Here is a 19,942-nt window from a genome sequence, read left to right as displayed (position 1 = left end):
TGCCGGTGCCGGGGCGGTCCGCCGGTGCCGGGGCGGTCCGCCGCCCGACCGTGCACCGCACCTCTCCCTGCCCGTACGCACAAGGGGGCACCTCCCCCCGCCCGTACGGACAAGAGGAGGTGCCGTGCGCGTCAGTACAGCCGCTTGCGTCCCCACCAGAAGACGAACACCGCGAAGGCAGCCGTGAGCGCCAGCATGATCGCCGACCCCGTCCAGAGGACGGCCGGCAGTTCGGACTGCGGCAGATACTCCACGGACCAGCCGACGACGTCCTTCTTCTCCAGGCACGCATTGGTCGCCTGCTCGGTCTGCTCGGCGCAGCTGCCCCAGCCGATGAGGTCCCCCGAGCCGGTGAGGTAGGACTGGTCCAGGTCGTAGGCGGCTTCGGGCAGCTTCGGGAACGCGCCCTCGCCGACGCCGTCGTGGGTGGTGACCGTCCTCGCGTCGCCGAGCCGCAGCCAGTTGGCGGCCCAGAGGACCTGGACCGTCACGGCGAAGCCGAAGGTGACCGCCATCGACAGGAGCGTGCGGCGCAGGACCATGCCGATCGCCACACCCCCGACCATCGTCAGCAGGGTGAGCGCCACCGGCACCGGGCCGGTCGCGCTGCCCGCGACCCAGTAGAGCTCCTTGTCCGCCTCGGCGACCGGTTCCAGCCACCAGCCGTACGCGGCGGAGAGAGCCGTGGTGCACAAGGTGACGACCGCCACGGCCATGCCGACCTTCGTCGTCAGCCAGCGGCCACGGCTCACGGCCTGGGAGGTGACGAGCTTTCCGGTGCCCTGCTCCAGGTCGTTCGCGATCAGCGGGGCGCCGAGGAAGACGCCCACCAGTACGGGCACGAGGAGGCCGACCAGTGACGAGGTGTCGCCCAGCCGGGAGCTGTACTCCTGGAAGCCGTTCTGCAGCGCCCACGACTTCGACTCGGGCCAGCCGGTCCTTTCCAGGTACGCCATCATGCTCGCGCGCTGGTAGGCGAACCATGCGAGCGCCGCCACGGTGACGGCGAGCCCCGTCCAGAACGCGGCCCGGTGCTGACGCCAGACCAGCCAGGTCAGGCCGCTGAGCCGCGGTATGCGACGGGATGTCAGGGAGGCTCCGGAGGCTGCGGGCGGAGCGGAGGTAGGCGTCGTTGTCGTCATGCTGCTGCCACCTTCGGGTCGGCCTGGGCACTGGGGCTGATCAGGGGTGGTGCGTCGGGGGAGCGGAGGTAGGCGAGGAGGACCTCTTCGAGGCTGGGCGCGTCGGCCTGCCAGGTGCCGGCGACGGGGCCGTCGGGCCGGACGAGCGCCGTGATCTGCCGCCCGCTGGTACGGGATTCGACGACGGTGTGCCGGGCGAGCTCCTGGGGGACGCCCTCACCTGTGCCGGCCCCGGTGAGAAGGGTGTGACAGGTGAGGAGTTCGTCGACCTCGCCCGCCATACGGACGCTGCCGGCGGCGATGACGAGGAGGTAGTCGCAGATGTTCTCCAGGTCGGCGAGCATGTGGGACGACATGAGCACGGTGGTGCCGTGCTCGGCGGCCCCGGCCATGAGGACGGCCATGAGTTCGTGCCGTACCAGCGGGTCGAGGTCCGACATGGGCTCGTCGAGGATGAGCAGGTCCGGGCGCCTGCCGAAGGCGAGGGCGAAGGCCACGCGGGTGCGCTGGCCGCCGGAGAGCGTGCCGACCCGGGCGCCCATGGGAACGTCGCCGGACCGGACGATCTCCTCGGCGGTCCTCTGGTCCCAGCCCGGGTTCAACTCCCGTCCCATGCGCAGGGTTTCGGCGACGGTGAAGCGCCGGAACAGCGGCTTCTCCTGAGCGAGGAAGGCGGTGCGGCGGCCGGCGTTCTCAGGTCCCGGGGTCTCGCCGAAGACCCGCACGGTGCCCGCCGTCGGCTTCAGCAGGTTCACCGCCATTCCCATCAGCGTCGTCTTGCCCGCGCCGTTCGGGCCGACGAGACCGCAGATGCGCCCGGCGGGCAGCCGGAACGAGCAGTCCTTGAGCGCCCAGCCGCGCCGGAATCGCTTCCCGAGGCCGTACGCCTCTATCGCGGGCTCCTCCGCGGCGCCCCTGTTGTCCATGACCGAACTCACTTGAGCTCCTCGCTTTCACCGCTGTGACTGCTTCCGGTGCGACTGCTTCCGGTGTGGCTGCTTCGAGTGGTCGCCGGGCTCTCGGCGTACCGCTCCTCCAGGACCGACGCGACCAGGGCGGTCACGTCGTCGCTTTCGAGACCTGCCGCGCGGGCGCGGTCCATCCAGGCCGCCAGCTCCCGGCGCAGCGGGGAGTCGGCGGCGGCCTGGGGCTGGGCCAGTGACTGGCGTACGAACGTCCCGACACCGGGGCGCGGTTCGACCAGCCCCTCCCGCTCCAGCTCCCGGTAGGCCTTGAGAGTCGTGTTCGGGTTGACCGCGCTGGACTCGGCGACCTCCTTGGCCGTCGGCAGCCGGTCGCCGGGCAGGAGGACGCCGAGCCGCAGGGCCTGCTTGGTCTGCAGGACGATCTGCTGGTAAGCGGCGATCCCGCTCCGTCTGTCGATGCGGAACTCGATCTCCTTCACCACCATTTAGCTAGTTAGTTAGTGGAATGATGATGGAGGGCGGCGGGGGTCTCGTCAAACGAACTGGTCAGTGAGGCCCCGCAGTTGAGAAACCGCCTGCCGGACTCCCGGGAGACGGCGGCCGGTACCGACGGGCTCAGGGCCCAGGGCCCAGGCCGAGGGCGGTGCGCATGGATGAAACCGGGAGCGACTGCCCGGCGCACAGGGCGACTTGGCGGGGCCGTGCGCAGCGCCTTCGATGGCGCGTGAGCGAGCACGGGAACGCGGGAACGCGGGAACGTGGAACGTGGGAGTGTGCGTGAAAGACGTCGCCCTCCCCTGCCTCCCTGCGCGCGCCGGCGGCAGGCGAGGTGGGAGGGCTTGCGCCGGCCGCGGCCGGCCGCCAGGCCCGTGCCGTACGGCGGGGAGGCGCCGGCCACGGGGCGGGCGGCGCGGCTTCGCGCGCCAACTTGCAGGGACGTTTCGTCAGTTGAGGGTCAGCGGCAGGCTCTTCAGGGACCGGAATTCCAGGTTGGAGTTCCATTCGGGCTCGCCCGCCAGGCGTATCCGCGGAAAGCGTGCGAACAGCGCGGCGAAGAACCACTTGATTTCGAGGGCGGCGATCTGCCTGCCGAGGCAGGAGTGCACACCGAGCCCGAACGAGAGATGCCTGCCGCTGTTCTGCCGGTCGAGATCGAATTCGTCAGGCCGCTCGAACACGCTCGGATCGCGGTTCGCGGCGCCCAGGAAGAGGGCCAGGTTCTGTCCTTCCTCGATCTTCACGCCGTTGATCTCGACCGGCGTGGACGCGACGCGCCATGTGAACTGATTCGACGCGTTGTACCGGACGACCTCGTCGGCCACGTTGTCCGCGCACGCGCGGTCGGCCAGGAAGCGTTCGATCTGCGCCGGATTCCTGGCGAACGACAGCATTCCACTGCTGGCGGAACCGGGGGTGGTGGGCGCGAAGAGCGCGATGAAAAGCAGGACGAGCTGGTGCACGGTCTGCTGCAGCGTCGCCTCGGTCCCGTCCGCCTGGCCGGCCGCGAGACGTGCGATCACCGTGTCCGGAACGACTGCGCCACGCCTTCCCTCCAGGAGCTCCTGCGAGTACGTGTGCAGATCCGTCAGGTGCTCCAGCAGCAGATCGAGCTCCACCGGCTGAGCCTGCGGGCCTGACCAGTACGTCATGAGGGTGTCCACCCGCGGTGTGACGAACTCCAGATCCTCTTCCGGAACCCCGAACGCGCTGACCGCGGCATTCACCGGGAGTTTCGCCGCCAGCGCGGAAACGGCGTCGATCTCCGTCGTTCCGCGGGGAATCGAGTCGACCAGTTCGTACGCCACACGCTCGATGACCCGGCTGTAGTGCTCATGTGCGGCGCCGGTGAATCCCGGGCGGGTGGACCTCCTCAGCGCGTCGTGGAGAGGAGGGTCGGTGTACATCATGACGTTCTTCGTGAACCGGTGGTAAATGCTGTCCGGTGGCAGCGGCCGGTCCGGGAATTTGGCATGAAGGATCTCCTCCATTCGCTCGGCCTTGAGCCGGGAATCCTTCAGCGCGGCCGCGCAGTCCCGATACCTCATCACCGCCCAGGCGTTCAGGCCCTCGCACCAGTGAACCGGCTCATGCTCCGCCAGACCGGCGTAGACGGGATAGGGATCGGGAACTATTCCCGGATCTGCTAACGGTGATGCTGTGTGTGCTGCAAGCACGGTGACTCCTTCGGACGTGCATTTCCAACGTCGGTCCGCCCACGGCGTACCGGGGTGAGACTTGCACGATAACCAGGCCCGACCGGCAGTTGGCCGCCTTCCCCAAAGTGATCCACATCAGCCTGTACGGTGCACCCGGGTCCCGCCCGGCCCGTCGCCCGGCGTGAACTCGCCGCGGACGGGGGCGGGTTCACGCCGGATTCACTCCGGTTCACGCCGGACGCCGATGCCTCACCGTGAGCCGAGCATCCCGGGTTCGCGGGCCCGGAACGATTCGTGAGCCCGCGACCCGGTGCTTCCCGCGCACGACGCGCTCACCGCCCCGTGCGCCGCCGCGGCGAGCGAGCGGCGGTCGTGTCCGTACGGCCACAGCGGCGCGCACACCCGGACTCGCGCGCCGAGCGCGTCCGTTGCCGCGACCCTCCGCAGCGAGGACGCGAAGGTGTCGTCCCCGACGTAGGCGGCTGCCGTGCTGGACCTGCCCTCCCGCGTGAAGTCGACCGCCACGGGCCGCACCGGCGCCCCCGCGTCGAGCGCCGCCTGGAAGGTGGCCCGGCGGAACGGGCCACCCGGTGCCGTGCACCACGTGGTGGCCTGGGGAAACACCGCCACCGTCTCCCCGTCCCGCAGGCGGGCCGCCAAGTCCCGTACGACACACGGAAGTTCGCGCAACGCCTCCCTGTCGATGAACCATGTGCCCGTGCGGCGGGCCAGCCCGCCGACCACCGGCCAGGCAGCCACCTCCCGCTTTGCGATCAGCGGAACGGGTTCGACCGCCAGCAGTGCCACGACGTCCAGCCACGAGGTGTGGTTGGCGACGACGAGCGTCCCGGTGACCGTGCCCGGCACCCGCAGCGGACCCGCGGCCTCCAGGCCGATGCCGAGCCCGTCGAGTACGGCGCGGGCGTGCCGCTGCAGCGCCTGCGGCTCGGCGATCCGCCCTCCGGCGGCCATGGCGCGGGAGACCGCGGCGGCGAGCGCCGCGTACCTGCGGAGCACGGTGCCCCTGGGGGAGCGGGCCACCGCACCGCGCGGCACGGACGGCGGCGACGGGCAAGGCGAGGCGGCGGCCCAGGCGTTCACCGGGTCTCGCCCAGGAAGTAGCGCCGGTACCGGTCGTTCATCCGCTCCATGTCGAGCAGTACGAAGAAGTCCGCGTCACCGAAGTCCCTGTCGTGTGCGGGCGCACCGCACATCCAGGCGCCGACCCGCAGGTAGCCCCGCAGCAGCGGCGGCAGCGCGGCGTAACTCGGGTTCGCCACAAGGGCGTCGAGCGGCTGCCACGGCTCGTGCGGGTGCACGCGCAGCTCGGGCGGAGCCGCGTGCCTGGTCGTCCCGAGCAGCCAGGTGTCGGCCGCCGACTGCCCGCCGTCGGCGAGCGGTACGGAGGCGCAGCCCGCCAGATAGCGGTGCCCGGACAGCAGCAGGTAGCGGGCGAGTCCGCCCCACATGGCGTTGATGACCGCGCCCGAACGGTGATCCGGGTGCACGCAGGCGCGTCCGGCCTCGACCATCGCGGACCGTACCCGTACGGGCAGCCCTTGCAGGTCGAACTCGCCGTCCGAGTACAGCCGCCGGCTCCGGCCGGGGGGCAACAGCCGGTAGGTGCCGACGGTTTCGCCCGTCGCGCGATCGGTGACGACGAGGTGGTCCGTGATGTCGTCGAAGCCGTCGACGTCGTGACCGGGCACCGGCGTACGCAGCCGGGCGCCCTTCTCCTCGCGGAAGACGCGGTAGCGCAGCCGCTGGGCGGCCCGTATCTCGTCGTGCGTGGAGGCGATGGAGGTGACGTACGAGCCTGGGGCGGCCGATACGCTGGAAGCAGTGGGCATGGGTGATCTCCCTGTGTGGAAACGCGGCACCCGCGCGGACCGTTGCCAGCGATCTCCGCGAGGGTCTGCCTCCAGCCAAGCGGCTGCTCATGTTCCACATGGGGCCGCCGAGTTACCGCTCGGCGGCCCCTCTGCGTCGGACGGGTGGCGCCGCCACCGCCCCACCGCCCCAGGGCCTCCGGGGCCACGCGCCGGTGTCCCGAGGGGCCGGGCTCACAACTTGTCGTAGACGAGCAGCCCGTCGTCACGCAGCCGCGCGCCCGGCGCGAGCGGGTGCTGGGTGAGCCGCCCGTCGTGCGCCAGGTGAAGTACGGGTGTGTCCCGCGCCAGCACGGCGAAGTCGGCGATGATCCGCCGGTGGCAGCGCCACCACAGGGACTCGGCGCACATCACTGCCGTACGTTCCAACCGGGCCGCCTGATCCAGCAGTTCGTCCACGGCGTCGAGGAATCCGGGATCACGGGTCCAGCCCGCGTAACCGCGGAACTGCTCGTGCTCCCAGAAGACGTCGGGCGAGTCGGGCGCCGGTTTGCGGAAGCCGCCGAGCCGCTTCTCCCACCGGTACTCCAGCCCCGCTCGGGGCATCCACTCGGTCAGCTGCTCGCGCCGTGCGTCGGGGTTGCGCCGGCTGCCCGGTGCGGTACGGACGTCGACGACGGCGGCGACGCCCGCGCCGTCGAGGAGGGCGGTCAGCTGGTCGCGGGTGGCGGTGCCGTGGCCGAAGGTCACCAGCGGGGCGGCCGTGGTCACCGGGGTCCGGCGATCGGCGGCGGCACGGCGGCGCGACGTCGGGGGTGTTCCCGTACGTGAGCGTCCGGCGAGAGCATTCGCATGGGACCGAGTCTGCCAGCGCCACCTGGCTCCACGCCCACCCCCGCCCGAAGGAGAGCCGAAGGACAGGCGACGGCCGTCCGACGTGGAACGGGCACGCAGGAGAGCGGCCGGTGGAGGAAGGCGGGCACGGAGGTCAGCGGACGCGGACGAGAGCCCCGGAAGTGCCGAGGCAAGCAGAGGAGACAGACCCGGATGTCACCGTCCACGCCGCCCGAGGACGACCCGGGCTTCCCCGCGGCCACGGCCCCGCACACAGCCACCGCCGCCGGGCTCGACGCGGCCGTCGCCACGTGCCGTGCCTGCCCCCGGCTGGTCGCCTGGCGCGAGGAAGCGGCCCGTACGAAGCGGAAGGCCTATCTCGACTGGGAGTACTGGGCCCGGCCGGTCCCCGGATTCGGCCCGGCGGACGCCGCGCTCGCGATCACCGGGCTGGCACCGGCAGCTCACGGCGGCAACCGCACCGGACGGGTGTTCACCGGTGACCCCTCCGGCGACGCGCTCTTCGCCGCACTGCACGACGTCGGCCTCGCCTCTCAGGCCGTCGCGACGCACCGCGGCGACGGCCTGGAGCTGTACGGCGTACGGATCACCATGCCCGTGCACTGCGCGCCTCCCGGCAACCGGCCCACCACCGCCGAGCGCGACACCTGCCGTCCATGGCTCGCCCGCGAACTGGAGCTGCTGCGGCCCACTCTGCGCACGGTCGTGGTGCTCGGCGGGTTCGCGTGGCAGGCGCTGCTGCCGGTCCTCGCGGGCGCGGGGTGGTGCCTGCCGCGTCCGCGCCCGGCCTTCGGGCACGGCACCGAAGTCCTGCTCGTGGACGTACGGGGGCGGGACCACGGGGAGCTGCGGCTGGTCGGCGGCTACCACCCGAGCCAACGGAACATGTTCACGCGCACGCTGACGCCCGCGATGCTGCGCGACGTCCTGCAGCGCGGCGCGGAGACCGCTGGGCTGCCGCGGCGCTGACGGCGAGCCGTCCGGCCTGGCCCGGGCGACGTGGCGTCAGGCCGGGCCCGCACACGTGGAGTCACGCCCTGGCCCGGGCGACGTGGCGTCAGGCCGGGCCCGCACACGTGGAGTCACGCCCTGGCCCGGTCCCGGTGCGCGGTTCCGGCCTCCGTGAGCGCGCACCGGCGAGGCGTCCAATTAATACGTTTTTCTACCGATACATTCGAGGATGCTGCTTGCGCGACTCATCGACATCTACGGAGGCACGCATGCCCCTGCCCAGGTCCGGCCCCACGCGCCGCGCCGTCCCCGGCACGGCGAGGACCCCCGCTGTACTTCTCACCGCTCTCGCCCTCCTGTTCGTACTCCCGGGAATCGCCGAGGCGGCGGCCGACGACGAGCGGCCGGCTCACCCGGAGAAGGACTGGATGGGCTCCACCCTCCAGGCCAACGAAGGACGCGCGCCGGCGACCCCGTCGTCCTCGCGGACCCTGACCGCGTCCGTCGAGGGCGTCGACGTCTCCAGCCACAACGGCAACGTGCCGTGGTCCACGCTCAAGAAGGCCGGTTCGCGGTTCGCCTACGTCAAGGCGACCGAGGGCACGACCTACCGCAACCCCTACTTCACCCAGCAGTACAACGGCTCGTACAAGAGCGGAATGATCCGGGGCTCCTACCACTTCGCCCTTCCCTCGAACTCCAGCGGCGCCGCGCAGGCGAACTACTTCGCCTCCCACGGCGGCGGCTGGTCCCGGGACGGCAAGACGCTGCCGGGCGCTCTCGACGTGGAGTACAACCCGTACGGCTCGGCCTGCTACGGCAAGTCCCACAAGGGCATGGTCGACTGGATCAGCGACTTCGTGCGTACGTACAAGACGCGGACCGGGCGCGACGCGGTCATCTACACCTCCGCCACCTGGTGGAAGCTGTGTACCGGTAACTCGACGAAGTTCAGCAGGACGAACCCGCTGTGGATCCCGAGCTGGGGCAAGTCGGTCGGCACCCTCCCGGGGGGCTGGCCGTTCCACACGTTCTGGCAGTACACGTCGACGGGGAAGACGGTCGGCGACCACAACCGCTTCAACGGCTCGTACACGCGGCTCAAGGTGCTCGCCAACGGGTGAGTGTCCGCTCACCCCGCCTGCGGCCCCCCGGGAACCGAACCCCGGGGGGCCGCTCTTTTCGCGGCTCCTGGGGGCACTCCCCCTCGCTGCGCTGGGGGGACCCCCACCCGGCCGGAGGCTGGGGGAGGGTGCCTGAATCTCTTCCTCCGGATGTTCGCCGCTTCGGCTTCCGCAGTCGCACCATGGAACGAGCGGGGATGATTGGAGGGAAACCTCATGATCGAAGTCAAGACGGTCGACAAGGCGGACGAACGGCGAGACTTCCCACGCGGGCACATCGAAGCCCTTCACCTCAGCGGACTGGATTTCGCGGTCGCCACATTCGAACCCGGCTGGCGCTGGACGGAATCACTGCGTCCGATAGCGGGGACGGACTCCTGCCAGGTCCACCACAACGGATTCATGGTCCAGGGCCGAATGCGCGTCAGGATGGACGACGGCACCGAGACCGAGGTCGGGCCGGGCGACGTGTTCGTGTGCCCGCCCGGGCATGACGCCTGGGTCGTCGGAGACGAGGCGGTCGTGATGTACGACTTCGCCGGCCAGATGGCGTCCGAATACGCGAAGGGCTAGCTCAGGACGGGGCCGCGGGCGACGCGGAAGCCGGGACATCGGCGTCGCCCGCGGTCGCCGCGTGAGAGACGGTGCGGGGCCGTTGCCGGTGGCCCGGTGCACGATGTCGGGATGACGAGGACGAGGACGACGACGGGCAAGGCTCCGCGTGCGCTCAAGGCCCCGCGCAGACCGGAGGTGGACCTTCCGGAGCTGCGCGCGCAGGAGTCCGGGCCGGTCCCGGACGGGGACTACGACGGGGTCGGGTTCGAGGGCGCCGACCTGGGCCGCACCGACGCCTCGGGGGCACGATTCCTGGAGTGCCGCATCCGCGACTGCTCGCTGGACGAGGCCCGTTGGGAACGTGCGCGGCTGCTCGACAGCGTGCTGGAGGGCGTGACGGGAGCCGGTACGGATCTGGCAGGCGTGGAGCTGCGGGATCTGGAGTTGCGGGACGCCCGGCTGGGCGGCGTTCAGGTGCACGGTGCGCGGCTGTCCAGGGTGCTGGTGCACGGAGGGAAGATCGACTTCCTCAATCTCCGGCAGAGCAGGCTGCTGGACGTCACCTTCGAGAACTGCGTGCTGGTGGAGCCCGACTTCGGCGGGGCCGTTCTGGAGCGGGTCGCGTTTCCCGGTTGCGTGCTGCGCGGGGTCGACTTCTCCTCGGCCGAACTCACCGACGTCGATCTGCGGGACGCGGCGGAGCTGGACATCGCCGCGGGCGTCGGGCAGCTGGGCGGAGCGACGATCAGCTCGGCCCAACTGATGGATCTGGCACCGGCGTTCGCCGCCGAACTCGGTGTACGGGTGGGCGGCTGACCACATCCGGCTCCCCGCAGCCGCCGGGCCCACGGCAGCCGCGCCCACGGGCCCCGAACCCCCGGACGCCGGACCCAAGGACCCCGACCCCCGGACGCGGCCCGTCAGACTCGGGGGAAGCGGGCCCCCAGCGTCCACACCGCGGGGTTGTCCGCCAGCCCTTCGTGCATGTCGGTCAGATCCGCGAGGAGGTCGTGCAGGAAGTCGCGGGCCTCACGGCGCAGCTCCGCGTGCCGGCAGGTGAGCGGCGGCTCGCCCCTCCCGGTCCAGTCGGCGGTGATGTCCACCCAGCCGAACCTCCGCTCGAAGCGCATCCGTTGGGTGCTCTCGGTGAAGTCCACCTCCGCGTGCTGCGGGCTCGCGGCGCGGCTGCCGCGAGGGTCGGCGTCGATCGCCTCCACGGTGTCGCACAGCGCCCAGGCGAAGTCGAGGACGGGCAACCATCCCCAGGCTGTGGACAGTTCGCGGCCGGTCTCCGTGTCGGCGATGTGGACGTCCCCGCTGAACAAGTCGTGACGCAGGGCCCGTACGTCCGCCCTGCGGTAGTCCGTCTGCGGAGGGTCGGGGAAGCGCCGGGAGAGCGAGTAGCCGATGTCGAGCACGGGGCGATCGTGTCACGGCGCGTACGGGGCACCCCCGGCGCCTGCGCAGTGCCCCCGGCGTGTCCGCCGTGCTTCCCGGCGGCCCGCACCCGCCCGCGGACACGACGAGGGCGGTGCTCCTCCCGTGTGGGCGAGCACCGCCCTCGTTCCGCACGCGTGAACGCGCGCCGGTCACGGAGACACGTCAGACGTTGACCCCGAAGTCCTGCGCGATGCCCACCAGGCCGGAGGCGTAGCCCTGGCCGACGGCGCGGAACTTCCACTCCGCGCCGCTGCGGTACAGCTCACCGAAGACCATGGCGGTCTCGGTGGCGGCGTCCTCGCTCAGGTCGTAGCGGGCGATCTCGGACTCGTCGGCCTGGTTGACGATGCGGATGAAGGCGTTCCGCACCTGGCCGAAGTTCTGGCTGCGGCTCTCGGCGTCGTAGATCGAGACCGGGAAGACGATCTTGTCGACGTCGCCGGGCAGCCCGGCGAGGTTGACCTTGATCTGCTCGTCGTCGCCCTCGCCCTCACCGGTGATGTTGTCACCGGTGTGCAGGATGCTCTGGTCCGGTGTCGCCTTGTTGTTGAAGAAGACGAAGTGCTGGTCGGAGTAGACCTTCCCGGTCGGGTTCACCGCGATGGCGCTCGCGTCCAGGTCGAAGTCGGTGCCAGTGGTGGTGCGGACGTCCCAGCCGAGGCCGACCGTGACGGCGGTCAGGCCCGGTGCCTCCTTGGTGAGCGAGACGTTGCCGCCTTTGGACAGGCTTACAGCCATGGGGATGCCTTCCGTTGATGAGATTCCATGGGGAATCGGCCGGTAGCGGATCGATGGAATTCGCTCTGTGGAGCTCGTTCCTACCCCTGCACAACGCAACGCGTCCATGGCGGGGTTCCAGGTGGCCGGTGGAAAAAGGCCGTGACCCGGATGTGGCCGGGGAGCGACCATGGATGACATGTCACCGTCCCCTTCCGCGTCCCCTTATGTCATCCGCGGTTCGGTTTCCCTGCCGGAAGCCGAACTGATGTGGCGTTTCACGCGCTCCTCGGGGCCCGGCGGGCAGCACGTCAACACCAGCGACACCCAGGTCGAGCTGCGCTTCGACCTCGCGGCCACCGACGCGCTGCCGGAGGTGTGGAAGGAGCGCGCCCTGGAGCGGCTCGGCGGTACGGGCAGACTCGTCGGCGGCGGCGTCGTGGTCGTACGGGCGAGTGACCACCGCTCCCAGTGGCGCAACCGCGAGGCCGCCGCGACCCGCATGGCCGCGCTGCTCGCGGAGGCGACGGCACCGCTGCCGCGCCCCCGCCGCAAGAAGAAGGTGCCGCGTGGCGTGAACGAGCGGCGGCTCCGCCACAAGAAGCAGCGCGGCGACCTCAAGCGGGGCCGCTCGGGACGCGACTGGTGACCGGACCGCCCCGACGACCGGACCGCCCCGACGACCGGACCGCCCCGACGACCGGACCGTCCCGACGCCGTCCTGAGCCGATCTCCCCTGACCTGCTCCGACCGGTCAGGAACCGCCCTTCGCCAGCGAGTGGTAACGCCCCCTGTAGTACGTGAGCGGCCCGCTGTCCGGAGCGTGCGGCAGCCCCGCGGCCAGTACCTGCCCGATGACCAGGGTGTGATCGCCCGCCCGTACGCGCTGCTCGGTCCGGCACTCGACCGTCGCCAGGGCCCCCTCCACCAGCGGCGCACCGGAGGCCTCCCCCCGTACGTGCGGGAGATCGCGGAAGAGGAGCCGGTCGCTGAGGCGACCCTTCATGGCGAAGCGGCCCGCCGTCTGGCGCTGGTGCTCCGTGAGCAGGGAGGCGGCCCAGAAGGGCTGCCGCTCCAGCAGCTCGTCCATGCGGGAGCCGTCGCGGACGCTGACCATGGTCAGCGGCGGTTCGAGGGAGACGGACATGAAGGCGGTGGCGGTCATGCCGACGTCCGCGCCCTCAGGGCCGTCGTCGGGGTCGTAGGCCGTCACCAGCACCACACCGGCCGCGAGTCTCGCCATGGCCGCCCGGAACTCGTCCTCGCTCACCCCATCAGCATGGGGCATCGGGTGGTCCGGCGCCGGGCTCGTCTGCTGCTGCACTGCGTGTGACACGTCAAAAACGCTAACCGCTGGTACGTGCCTCCCGCATCGGGCCCCAGGACCAGGACCTGGGACCCATGACCGGGAACCCGCCCTTCCGGCAGACCCGTGACCGGATTGTGGTTCTTGTGTGTACACGAGGCAGACGGCCGGTGACGGGGCTGTGACCAGGGCGGCAGGCTGCCGGAAGGTCAAAGTCCGCCGCGGCGGCGGATGTTGGGGCGCGCGCCTGCCGCAAATCGGGGCGTGAATTGGGGCGCATTCGACGTTCTACGCTCCGGTAAGGCCGTACTGTCTCATGACCGGTCATTCGGTCGAGAGTGCCGACCGAGGCCGGGCGCGTGTGCCAAGCTCACACGGAGAGGAGTCAACGGGCTGCACACAGTTGTGACTTGAGTCACAGCGGGCAATAATTGTTGACCCTGTGTACCTGGAGCACAGCTCGCTGTGATTCAGTGGCCGTGGCAGTCGGACAATGACGTCCCGCGAACACCTGGAGTTGACGGACGAGGCTCAGGGGGAGGGCGATGGAAACCGAGTCGGAGCCCTATGTCCGCCTTGCCAGCCTGCGTCAGCTCCACCTCGTCGTGGCACAGCTGAGCACCGCCCGCAGCCTCGCCGACACCCTGCAGACCGTCGCCGACGGCGTGGTCGAGGGCCTCGGCTTCGAGATCGCCGCCGTCAATCTCGTACGTCCCGAGGGCGATCTCGTCGTCGCCGCCGTCGCCGGCAGCCAGGGCGCCGAAGCGATGATGGCCGGCCGCGTCGGATCGCGCGCCTCGTGGGACCGCCGGCTCTCGATGGGGGAGGCGTGGGGCAACCTGCGGTTCATCCCCTACACGGAGGGCTGGGTCCTCGACGACGACGACGTCCCCCAGTGGCACACCGCGGGGCCCGCGCCGCAGGGGCCCGACGACTGGCACCCCATGGACCGCCTGTTCGCGCCGCTGTACGCGTCCGACAGCGAGCTGCTGGGAGTGCTCACCGTCGACAAGCCGCGCAACGGGCGCCGCCCCGGCGCATGGGGGCGCGAAGCCCTGCAGCTGTATTCGTCCCAGGCCGCGATCGCTCTCAGCAACGCCCGGCTGCGCTCCAACATGCAGCGCGCGCTGGTACGGCTGGAGCGGGAGCAGTCGGCGCTGCGCGCCAGCGAGGAGAGCTTCCGGCAGGCCTTCGAGTACGCACCGAGCGGGATGGCCGTCGCGGAGATGGGCGGCGACCAGCACGGCCGGCTGATACGTATCAACGACGCGCTCTGCAGGCTGCTCGGCCGTCCCGCCTCCGCCATGCGGCGCTACTCCTTCTCCGACATCGTCCATCCCGAGGACATCGGGACCCTGCTCCGTACGTCGGCGGAGGGCGGCCAGGCCGAGCTGCGCCTGGCCCGGCGCGACGGCTCGTACGTGTGGGTCTCGCTGCGCAACTCAGTGGTCGCCGACACCGCCGACGGGCCGCGCTTCCTGCTGACCCACGTCGAGGACATCGAGGACCGCAAGCGGCACGAGCTGCAGCTGGCCCACCGCGCGAGCCACGACTCCCTCACCGGCCTGCCCAACAGCGCCGAGCTGCGCGCCCGCCTCAACGGCCGGCTCTGTGCCCGCGCCGCGCCCACGATCTCCGGTGTGCTGCACGCGGAGGCGGGCGGCCCCGGGGAGGGCAACGGATTCGGTCCGGGGTTCCAGTTCGAGGACGCGGGCTCCGGAGTCCTCGCGTCCACGGGGATGTACGACCCGCACCACACGCACGCGGTGCCGCCGACCGGCACCATGCAGGGTGAGAAAGGTCTCGCCGTCCTCTTCTGCGACCTCGACGGCTTCAAGTCGATCAACGACCGCTTCGGGCACAACTGCGGCGACGCCGTCCTCGTCGAGGTCGCCCGCAGGCTCTCCGCCGGTGTGCGGGACAACGACACCGTGGCCCGTATGGGCGGCGACGAGTTCGTGGTGCTCACGGACGGGGTCGGCCCCGCGGAGGCGCAGGACCTGGCGGTCCGCCTGCGGAACGCGATCATCCCGCCCATCCGCGTCGACGGCCGCGCGGTGCGCGTGGGGGCCAGCTTCGGCATCGGCTGGGCGGGCTGCGGAATGACGGCCGAGGAAGTCCTGCAATCGGCCGACCAGCGGATGTACGTGGAGAAGCGGTCCCGCTCGAAGGGCCAGCGAAGAGCGGGCTAGGCGCCGGTGGGGCGGCGGCTCTCACGGGCCCGCAGGACCGGGCGTGGAGCCCCCGCGGCTTCTCCCCCTGCCGTCAATTGCGCGATCATTCAGCGTTGGCGTAGCCCTCACCCGGGAGAGGTAGGCTCGGCCGGATACGTGACGCAGTTGGGAGTGACAGGGGATGACCGCCGAGAACGACGGCACCGGTGCGACGCCGGAAGGCGACGACCCGTTCGCCTACCTCTACCGCCAGGAGGGCGGTGAGGGCGCTCCGGCACCTCAGGGCGGCCCCAGGCGCTCCTACAACCAGGTCCGTGCGGTCGGCGAGCGCCAGTACGGCGGATACAGCAGCCAGTACGGGCCCGGCACCCAGCAGACGGCCGCCTTCGGGCAGCAGCCCAACGCGCACTATGCGGCGCCGGAGACGATGCCCGGCGGCCGTGCGGCCGCTCCGCAGCACCACGGCGGCAACGGCGGCGGGCACGGTCACGGTCCGGGGCACGGTGGTTCCGGCGGCGGGCGGAGCCGTAACGGCCTGCTGGTCGGTGCGCTGGCCGTCGTCGCCGCCGTCGTGATCGGCATAGGCGCGGCGATCTACTTCAACTCCTCGGGCCAGAGCCAGGCCGATAACAGCGGTGCCGCCTCAGCGGGAGCGGGCGACGGCGGTAAGCAGAAGCCCGGCGGTGAGAAGCTGCGCAAGGGCAAGCCCATCGGCAAGAAGCAGGACGCCGCCACCTTCCAGCTCGCGGGCGGCGCGGCGGCGGCGAGCGACGTCCCGGGCTCCGCCAGCAGCGGCGGTTCCTACGTCGGTTCCATGAACACCACGGGTGCCTCCGCGACCTGGACGGCGGACAACGTGCCGAAGGCGGGTCTCTACACCCTCTACGTGCGTTACGGCGTACCGGGCAAGGACGCGAATTCGACGCTCTCCGTCAACGGCAAGCCGAGGTCGCAGCCGCTGAACATGTCCAACTTCGGCGGAGCCGAAGAGGGCGACTGGGAGAAGGGCTGGACCCGGACCTACGCCTATGTCGATCTGAAGCAGGGCTCCAACACCTTCAAGATCTCCTGCGAGGACGGCAACAACTGCGAGTTCAACCTCGACCAGGTCTGGCTGAAGGCGGGCAAGCTCCGCTGACGCCGGGGGCGGCGCACGGGGAGCGTGCGCACCGGAGCCTCAGTGCCGGAGCCTCAGCGCCGGAGCCTCAGCGCCGGAGCCCCCATGCCCGAAGCGCGCGAGGTCACCCCGGTGCGGGTTCGCTGCTCTCCTCGACCGTCACCTGCGACAGCAGGTCAGCGTGGAGCCCTTCGTCGAACTCCCCTGCCGTGGGCGCCCGTACGGTCGCCGCCGACAGCGCGACCGCACGCGCCAGCATCTCGGGCCACGGCACCCCCTCGACGAGCCCTGCCAGCAGGCCCGCCACCGCGGAATCTCCCGCTCCCGTGGGGTTGCCCGTGAGGGAGCGGGGCGGACCCGCCTGCCACATGCCGTCCGGGGTGACCAGCAGCATGCCCTCCGGCCCGAGTGAGGCGGCCACCGAGCGCGCACCGCGACGCTGTGCCGCCCGCGCCGCGTGCAGCGGCTCGGCCGTGCCGGTGATCCCCGCGAGCTCCTCGGCGTTGGGCTTGACGAGGTCGGGGCGTGCGGCGAGGCCGCGGCGCAGCGGTTCGCCGCTGGTGTCGAGCACGACGGGCACCCCGGCGGCGTGCGCCTCCTTGGTGAGCTGCGCGTACGCACCCACGGGCACGCCCGGCGGCAGGCTCCCGCACAGCGCGACGGCTTCGGGAGCGCCACCGTCACCGCTGCCGCTGCTACCGCCGTTCTCCAGCAGCCGCGCGTACACCTCCTGGAACGCCGACCACTCCTCGGGAGAGATGTGCGGACCCGGCTCGTTGAACTGGGTCGAGCCGCCGCCCGATTCGTCGACGACGCCGACGGTGCGCCGGGTGCTGCCGGCGGTCGTCACCAGTTCGTCCTCGATGTTCCGTTCCCGCGCGAGGAGTTCGCGCAGCTCCGATCCCGTGAGACCGCCCGCGAATCCGGTGACGACGGTCCGGTGGCCGAGAGCGGCGAGCACGCGTGCCACGTTGAGGCCCTTGCCGCCCGGGCGTTGCACCACTTCCCGCACCTGGTGGGAGCCGTGCACGTCGAGACGGGGCACCCGGTAGGTCAGGTCGAGGGCGGTGTTGAGCGTGACCGTAAGGATCACGGGAGACCACTCCATGGGGGGACGGGGCGGGGACGCGCGTAGATGGTGTGACGGCAACCGCCCGAGCGATCATGCCACTTGATCCACGGTGCCGCGACCCCTGCTGACCGTCCGGCGGCGCCGTGCCGCGCCGCCGGACGTACCAGTGGTCACCCCACGTCAGGCCGTACGGTCCACTCGCCACGGCGCATCACGCCCACCACCTCGAACCCGCCGTCCAGCACCACCAGATCCGCGTACTTGCCCGCTTCGAGCGAGCCCGTACGGTCGTACACGCCGAGCAGCCGGGCCGGGTTCGCCGACAGGGCCCGCACCGTGTCCTCCACCGGCAGCCCGTCGACCGTCACGGCGCGGCGGAACGCCTCGTCGAGGGTGAGCGTCGACCCGGCGATCGAGCCGCCCTCGGTGAGCCGGGCGACCCCGTCGCGCACCTCCACCTCCAGCGGCCCGAGCGGGTAGCGCCCGTCGCCCATGCCGGCTGCGCCCATCGCGTCGGTGATGAAGGCGACGCGGCCGGCGCCGGCGCGGTGGAAGGCCAACTCCAGTACGGCGGGGTGCAGATGGGTGCCGTCGTTGATCAGCTCGACGGTGATCCTCTCGTCCTCCAGCAGCGCCGCGACGGGTCCCGGCGCGCGGTGGCCGAGTGCGGGCATGGCGTTGAAGAGGTGGGTGGCAACGGTCGCGCCCGCCTCGACCGCCTCCGCCGTCGCGTCGTACGAGGAGTCGGTGTGGCCGATCGCGGCGATGACTCCGCTGTCCGCGAGCATCCTCACCGAGTCCAGCCCGCCGGGGAGTTCGGGTGCGAGCGTCATCATCCGCGCGGTGCCGCGTGCGGCGTCGACGAGCTTGCGCACCTCGGTGGGGTCGGGGTCGCGCAGCAGCTCGGGGTCGTGTGCGCCGCAGCGCTGCGGGGAGATGAACGGACCCTCGAAGTGGATGCCCGCGAGGTCGCCCTGCTCGACCAACTCGCTGAGCGCGGCGGACTGCTGGGCCAGGTCGCCGAGTTCGCCCGTCACCGTCGAGGCGACCATGGTGGTCGTGCCGTGCCGCCGGTGGGTGGCGATGACCTTCAGCGCCTCCTCGGCCGTCCCCGCGGAGAAGGAGGCGCCGCCGCCGCCGTGCACGTGCATGTCGACGAAGCCGGGCACGATCCAGTGGCCGCTCAGGTCGAGGGACCGTGAGTTCCCGGTCGAGTCCCCGGCCGTACCGCCCCGTGAGTGCCCGGCGATCAGCCGTCCCTCGACGGTCAGCGCGGCGTCCTCGGCCACGCCGTCCGGCAGTACCAGCCGGGCACCGGTCAGTACGGTGCGCTCGCTCATCGGGCTCATCGGGCTCGTCGGGCTCATCGGCTCGCAACCTCCGCGGAGAGTAGATCTCGGGCGAGAAGCCCCGCGCCGAGGGAGCCCGCGGCGTCCCCGAGGGCCGCCGGGACGATCGTGGGGAGATGCTGGAAGGTGACGCGTGCGCGTATCGCCTCCCGCAGCGGTACGAACAGGATGTCGCCGGCCTCGGCCAGCCCGCCGCCGATGATCACGGTGCGCGGATCGAGGAGCGTGACGGCGGTGACGAGCCCCGCGGCGAGGGCGTCGACCGCGTCCCGCCAGATGGTGATCGCGCGGTCGTCACCGGACTCGACCGCTCTGGCGGCGTCGGCCGCCGTCGCCGCGGCGTCGCCGCTCGCGGCTGCCCATGCGCGTCCCACGGCGGACGCCGAAGCGAGTGCCTCCAGGCAGCCGTGCTGTCCGCATCCGCACCGCGGTCCGCCGGGCCGTACGACGATGTGGCCGATCTCGCCCGCGCTGCCGTGCGCCCCGGGCTCGACGCCGTCCTCCGTGCCGATGGCGCCGGCGATGCCCGTGCCCAGGGCGACGAAGAAGAATCTGCCGGCGCCACGGCCGGCGCCGATGCGGCCCTCCGCGAGTCCGCCCGTACGCACGTCGTGCCCGAGCGCGACCGGGATGCCGCCGAGGCGTTCGGCCAGCAGCGCACGCAGCGGTACGTCGCGCCAGCCGAGGTTGGCGGCGTAGACAGCGGTGCCCGTGGCCTCGTCGATCATGCCCGGCACGGCGACGCCGGCGGCCAGCGGCTCGGTGCCGAACTTCTCGACGCCGTGCGTGCGCAACTGCGCCGCGAAATCGAGGATTCCCTCGACGACCGCCTCCGGGCCGCCGTCGCGGCCGGTGTCGCGGCGGGCCTCGTGCAGCAGTTCGCTGCCCGCGTTTCCGGGGCCGATGAGGGCGGCCTTCATGCCGGTGCCGCCCACGTCGAGGGCGATGACGTACTCCGGTTTCCGGGGACTGGTGCTCACGGGATCAGTCTCCCGTGTCATCCCGCAACAGGTCTAGTCCACTTCTGCCATCTGTTTGAGTTTTCCGAGGTGACGGGCGTGCCGGAGTGTCCTGGTCTGGTACGGAAAACTGCCGCGTCCGCGCTCTTCGCTGCATGTACCGGATGAAACGGGAGGGGCTGTCGCGAAAGCGATTCGGTCCTTGGCCTAGACCTTTAGCGCCGCCCGGTGGACACTCCTGTCCTGTACACGTCCGGACGGACCGGACGC

At 71.4% G+C, this 19,942-nt stretch carries 20 protein-coding genes; 7 read left to right on the top strand and 13 right to left on the bottom strand.

Annotated features, from left to right (window positions below; all coding sequences use genetic code 11):
• Window positions 1-131: 131 nt before the first annotated feature.
• From AN215_RS09675 to AN215_RS09645, 7 genes are all read right to left on the bottom strand, one after another.
• Window positions 132-1,142: an ABC transporter permease subunit gene (locus AN215_RS09675; RefSeq protein WP_070013007.1), complete on the bottom strand. Its 1,011-nt coding sequence runs from the start codon at window positions 1,140-1,142 to the stop codon at window positions 132-134.
• Window positions 1,139-2,068: an ABC transporter ATP-binding protein gene (locus tag AN215_RS09670; RefSeq protein ID WP_070013856.1), complete on the bottom strand. Its 930-nt coding sequence runs from the start codon at window positions 2,066-2,068 to the stop codon at window positions 1,139-1,141. The genes AN215_RS09675 and AN215_RS09670 overlap by 4 nt, the downstream gene beginning before the upstream one ends.
• An 8-nt stretch (window positions 2,069-2,076) precedes the next feature.
• Window positions 2,077-2,553 carry a GntR family transcriptional regulator gene (locus AN215_RS09665; protein ID WP_070013008.1) on the bottom strand — a complete coding sequence of 159 codons (477 nt, stop codon included), beginning with the start codon at window positions 2,551-2,553 and terminating at the stop codon, window positions 2,077-2,079.
• Between the two features lie 459 nt (window positions 2,554-3,012).
• A complete protein-coding gene (txtE, locus tag AN215_RS09660; RefSeq protein ID WP_070013009.1) occupies window positions 3,013-4,242 on the bottom strand; it encodes a 4-nitrotryptophan synthase in 1,230 nt (409 codons plus the stop codon).
• Between the two features lie 231 nt (window positions 4,243-4,473).
• Entirely contained in the window at window positions 4,474-5,241 is a 768-nt protein-coding gene (locus tag AN215_RS09655) for a lysophospholipid acyltransferase family protein (protein ID WP_070013010.1), read from the bottom strand.
• Window positions 5,242-5,321: 80 nt separating this feature from the next.
• Window positions 5,322-6,074: a GNAT family N-acetyltransferase gene (locus AN215_RS09650; RefSeq protein ID WP_070013011.1), complete on the bottom strand. Its 753-nt coding sequence runs from the start codon at window positions 6,072-6,074 to the stop codon at window positions 5,322-5,324.
• 213 nt (window positions 6,075-6,287) lie between these two features.
• Window positions 6,288-6,824 (bottom strand): DUF488 domain-containing protein, encoded by a 537-nt coding sequence (locus tag AN215_RS09645; RefSeq protein ID WP_070013012.1) that lies wholly within the window; start codon window positions 6,822-6,824, stop codon window positions 6,288-6,290.
• 276 nt (window positions 6,825-7,100) lie between these two features.
• Here AN215_RS09645 and AN215_RS09640 point away from each other — a divergent pair, with 276 nt between their 5' ends.
• The 4 genes from AN215_RS09640 (at window position 7,101) to AN215_RS09625 (ending at window position 10,354) form a co-directional block, all read left to right on the top strand.
• Window positions 7,101-7,877: a uracil-DNA glycosylase gene (locus AN215_RS09640; RefSeq protein ID WP_070013013.1), complete on the top strand. Its 777-nt coding sequence runs from the start codon at window positions 7,101-7,103 to the stop codon at window positions 7,875-7,877.
• A 251-nt stretch (window positions 7,878-8,128) separates the two neighbouring features.
• Window positions 8,129-8,983 carry a lysozyme gene (locus AN215_RS09635; RefSeq protein ID WP_070013014.1) on the top strand — a complete coding sequence of 285 codons (855 nt, stop codon included), beginning with the start codon at window positions 8,129-8,131 and terminating at the stop codon, window positions 8,981-8,983.
• Between the two features lie 216 nt (window positions 8,984-9,199).
• On the top strand, window positions 9,200-9,556 hold the full coding sequence (locus AN215_RS09630; protein WP_070013015.1) for a cupin domain-containing protein: 357 nt from the start codon (window positions 9,200-9,202) through the stop codon (window positions 9,554-9,556).
• 111 nt (window positions 9,557-9,667) lie between these two features.
• Window positions 9,668-10,354 carry a pentapeptide repeat-containing protein gene (locus AN215_RS09625; RefSeq protein WP_079122855.1) on the top strand — a complete coding sequence of 229 codons (687 nt, stop codon included), beginning with the start codon at window positions 9,668-9,670 and terminating at the stop codon, window positions 10,352-10,354.
• A 104-nt stretch (window positions 10,355-10,458) separates the two neighbouring features.
• Here the strand turns inward: AN215_RS09625 and AN215_RS09620 are convergent, their stop codons facing one another.
• A complete protein-coding gene (locus AN215_RS09620; protein WP_070013017.1) occupies window positions 10,459-10,956 on the bottom strand; it encodes a hypothetical protein in 498 nt (165 codons plus the stop codon).
• Window positions 10,957-11,140: 184 nt separating this feature from the next.
• Window positions 11,141-11,716 carry a TerD family protein gene (locus tag AN215_RS09615; protein WP_070013018.1) on the bottom strand — a complete coding sequence of 192 codons (576 nt, stop codon included), beginning with the start codon at window positions 11,714-11,716 and terminating at the stop codon, window positions 11,141-11,143.
• Window positions 11,717-11,885: 169 nt separating this feature from the next.
• Here AN215_RS09615 and arfB point away from each other — a divergent pair, with 169 nt between their 5' ends.
• Complete coding sequence (gene arfB, locus AN215_RS09610) at window positions 11,886-12,344, top strand: alternative ribosome rescue aminoacyl-tRNA hydrolase ArfB (RefSeq protein WP_070013019.1); 459 nt, start codon at window positions 11,886-11,888, stop codon at window positions 12,342-12,344.
• Between the two features lie 105 nt (window positions 12,345-12,449).
• Here the strand turns inward: arfB and AN215_RS09605 are convergent, their stop codons facing one another.
• On the bottom strand, window positions 12,450-12,983 hold the full coding sequence (locus AN215_RS09605) for a flavin reductase family protein (RefSeq protein ID WP_079122854.1): 534 nt from the start codon (window positions 12,981-12,983) through the stop codon (window positions 12,450-12,452).
• Window positions 12,984-13,546: 563 nt separating this feature from the next.
• Here AN215_RS09605 and cdgB point away from each other — a divergent pair.
• Entirely contained in the window at window positions 13,547-15,193 is a 1,647-nt protein-coding gene (cdgB, locus tag AN215_RS09600) for a diguanylate cyclase CdgB (protein ID WP_070013021.1), read from the top strand.
• Between the two features lie 163 nt (window positions 15,194-15,356).
• Window positions 15,357-16,313, top strand: coding sequence for a carbohydrate-binding protein (locus tag AN215_RS09595; RefSeq protein ID WP_070013022.1), 957 nt, complete (start codon window positions 15,357-15,359; stop codon window positions 16,311-16,313).
• A 103-nt stretch (window positions 16,314-16,416) separates the two neighbouring features.
• Here AN215_RS09595 and AN215_RS09590 read toward each other — a convergent pair whose 3' ends face one another.
• The 3 genes from AN215_RS09590 to AN215_RS09580 all read right to left on the bottom strand — a co-directional run bounded on the left by AN215_RS09590 (window position 16,417) and on the right by AN215_RS09580 (window position 19,714).
• Window positions 16,417-17,385, bottom strand: coding sequence for a 1-phosphofructokinase family hexose kinase (locus AN215_RS09590; protein WP_070013023.1), 969 nt, complete (start codon window positions 17,383-17,385; stop codon window positions 16,417-16,419).
• Window positions 17,386-17,534: 149 nt separating this feature from the next.
• Window positions 17,535-18,704, bottom strand: coding sequence for an N-acetylglucosamine-6-phosphate deacetylase (gene nagA, locus AN215_RS09585; protein WP_070013024.1), 1,170 nt, complete (start codon window positions 18,702-18,704; stop codon window positions 17,535-17,537).
• A gap of 23 nt (window positions 18,705-18,727) precedes the next feature.
• Window positions 18,728-19,714, bottom strand: coding sequence for an ROK family protein (locus tag AN215_RS09580; protein WP_070013025.1), 987 nt, complete (start codon window positions 19,712-19,714; stop codon window positions 18,728-18,730).
• Window positions 19,715-19,942 lie beyond the last annotated feature (228 nt).

The sequence above is a fragment of the Streptomyces abyssalis genome, from assembly GCF_001751365.1.
Taxonomy (GTDB): domain Bacteria; phylum Actinomycetota; class Actinomycetes; order Streptomycetales; family Streptomycetaceae; genus Streptomyces; species Streptomyces abyssalis.
Note: the sequence above shows the minus strand (reverse complement) of the source record. Positions and strands in the feature narration are given on the sequence as shown.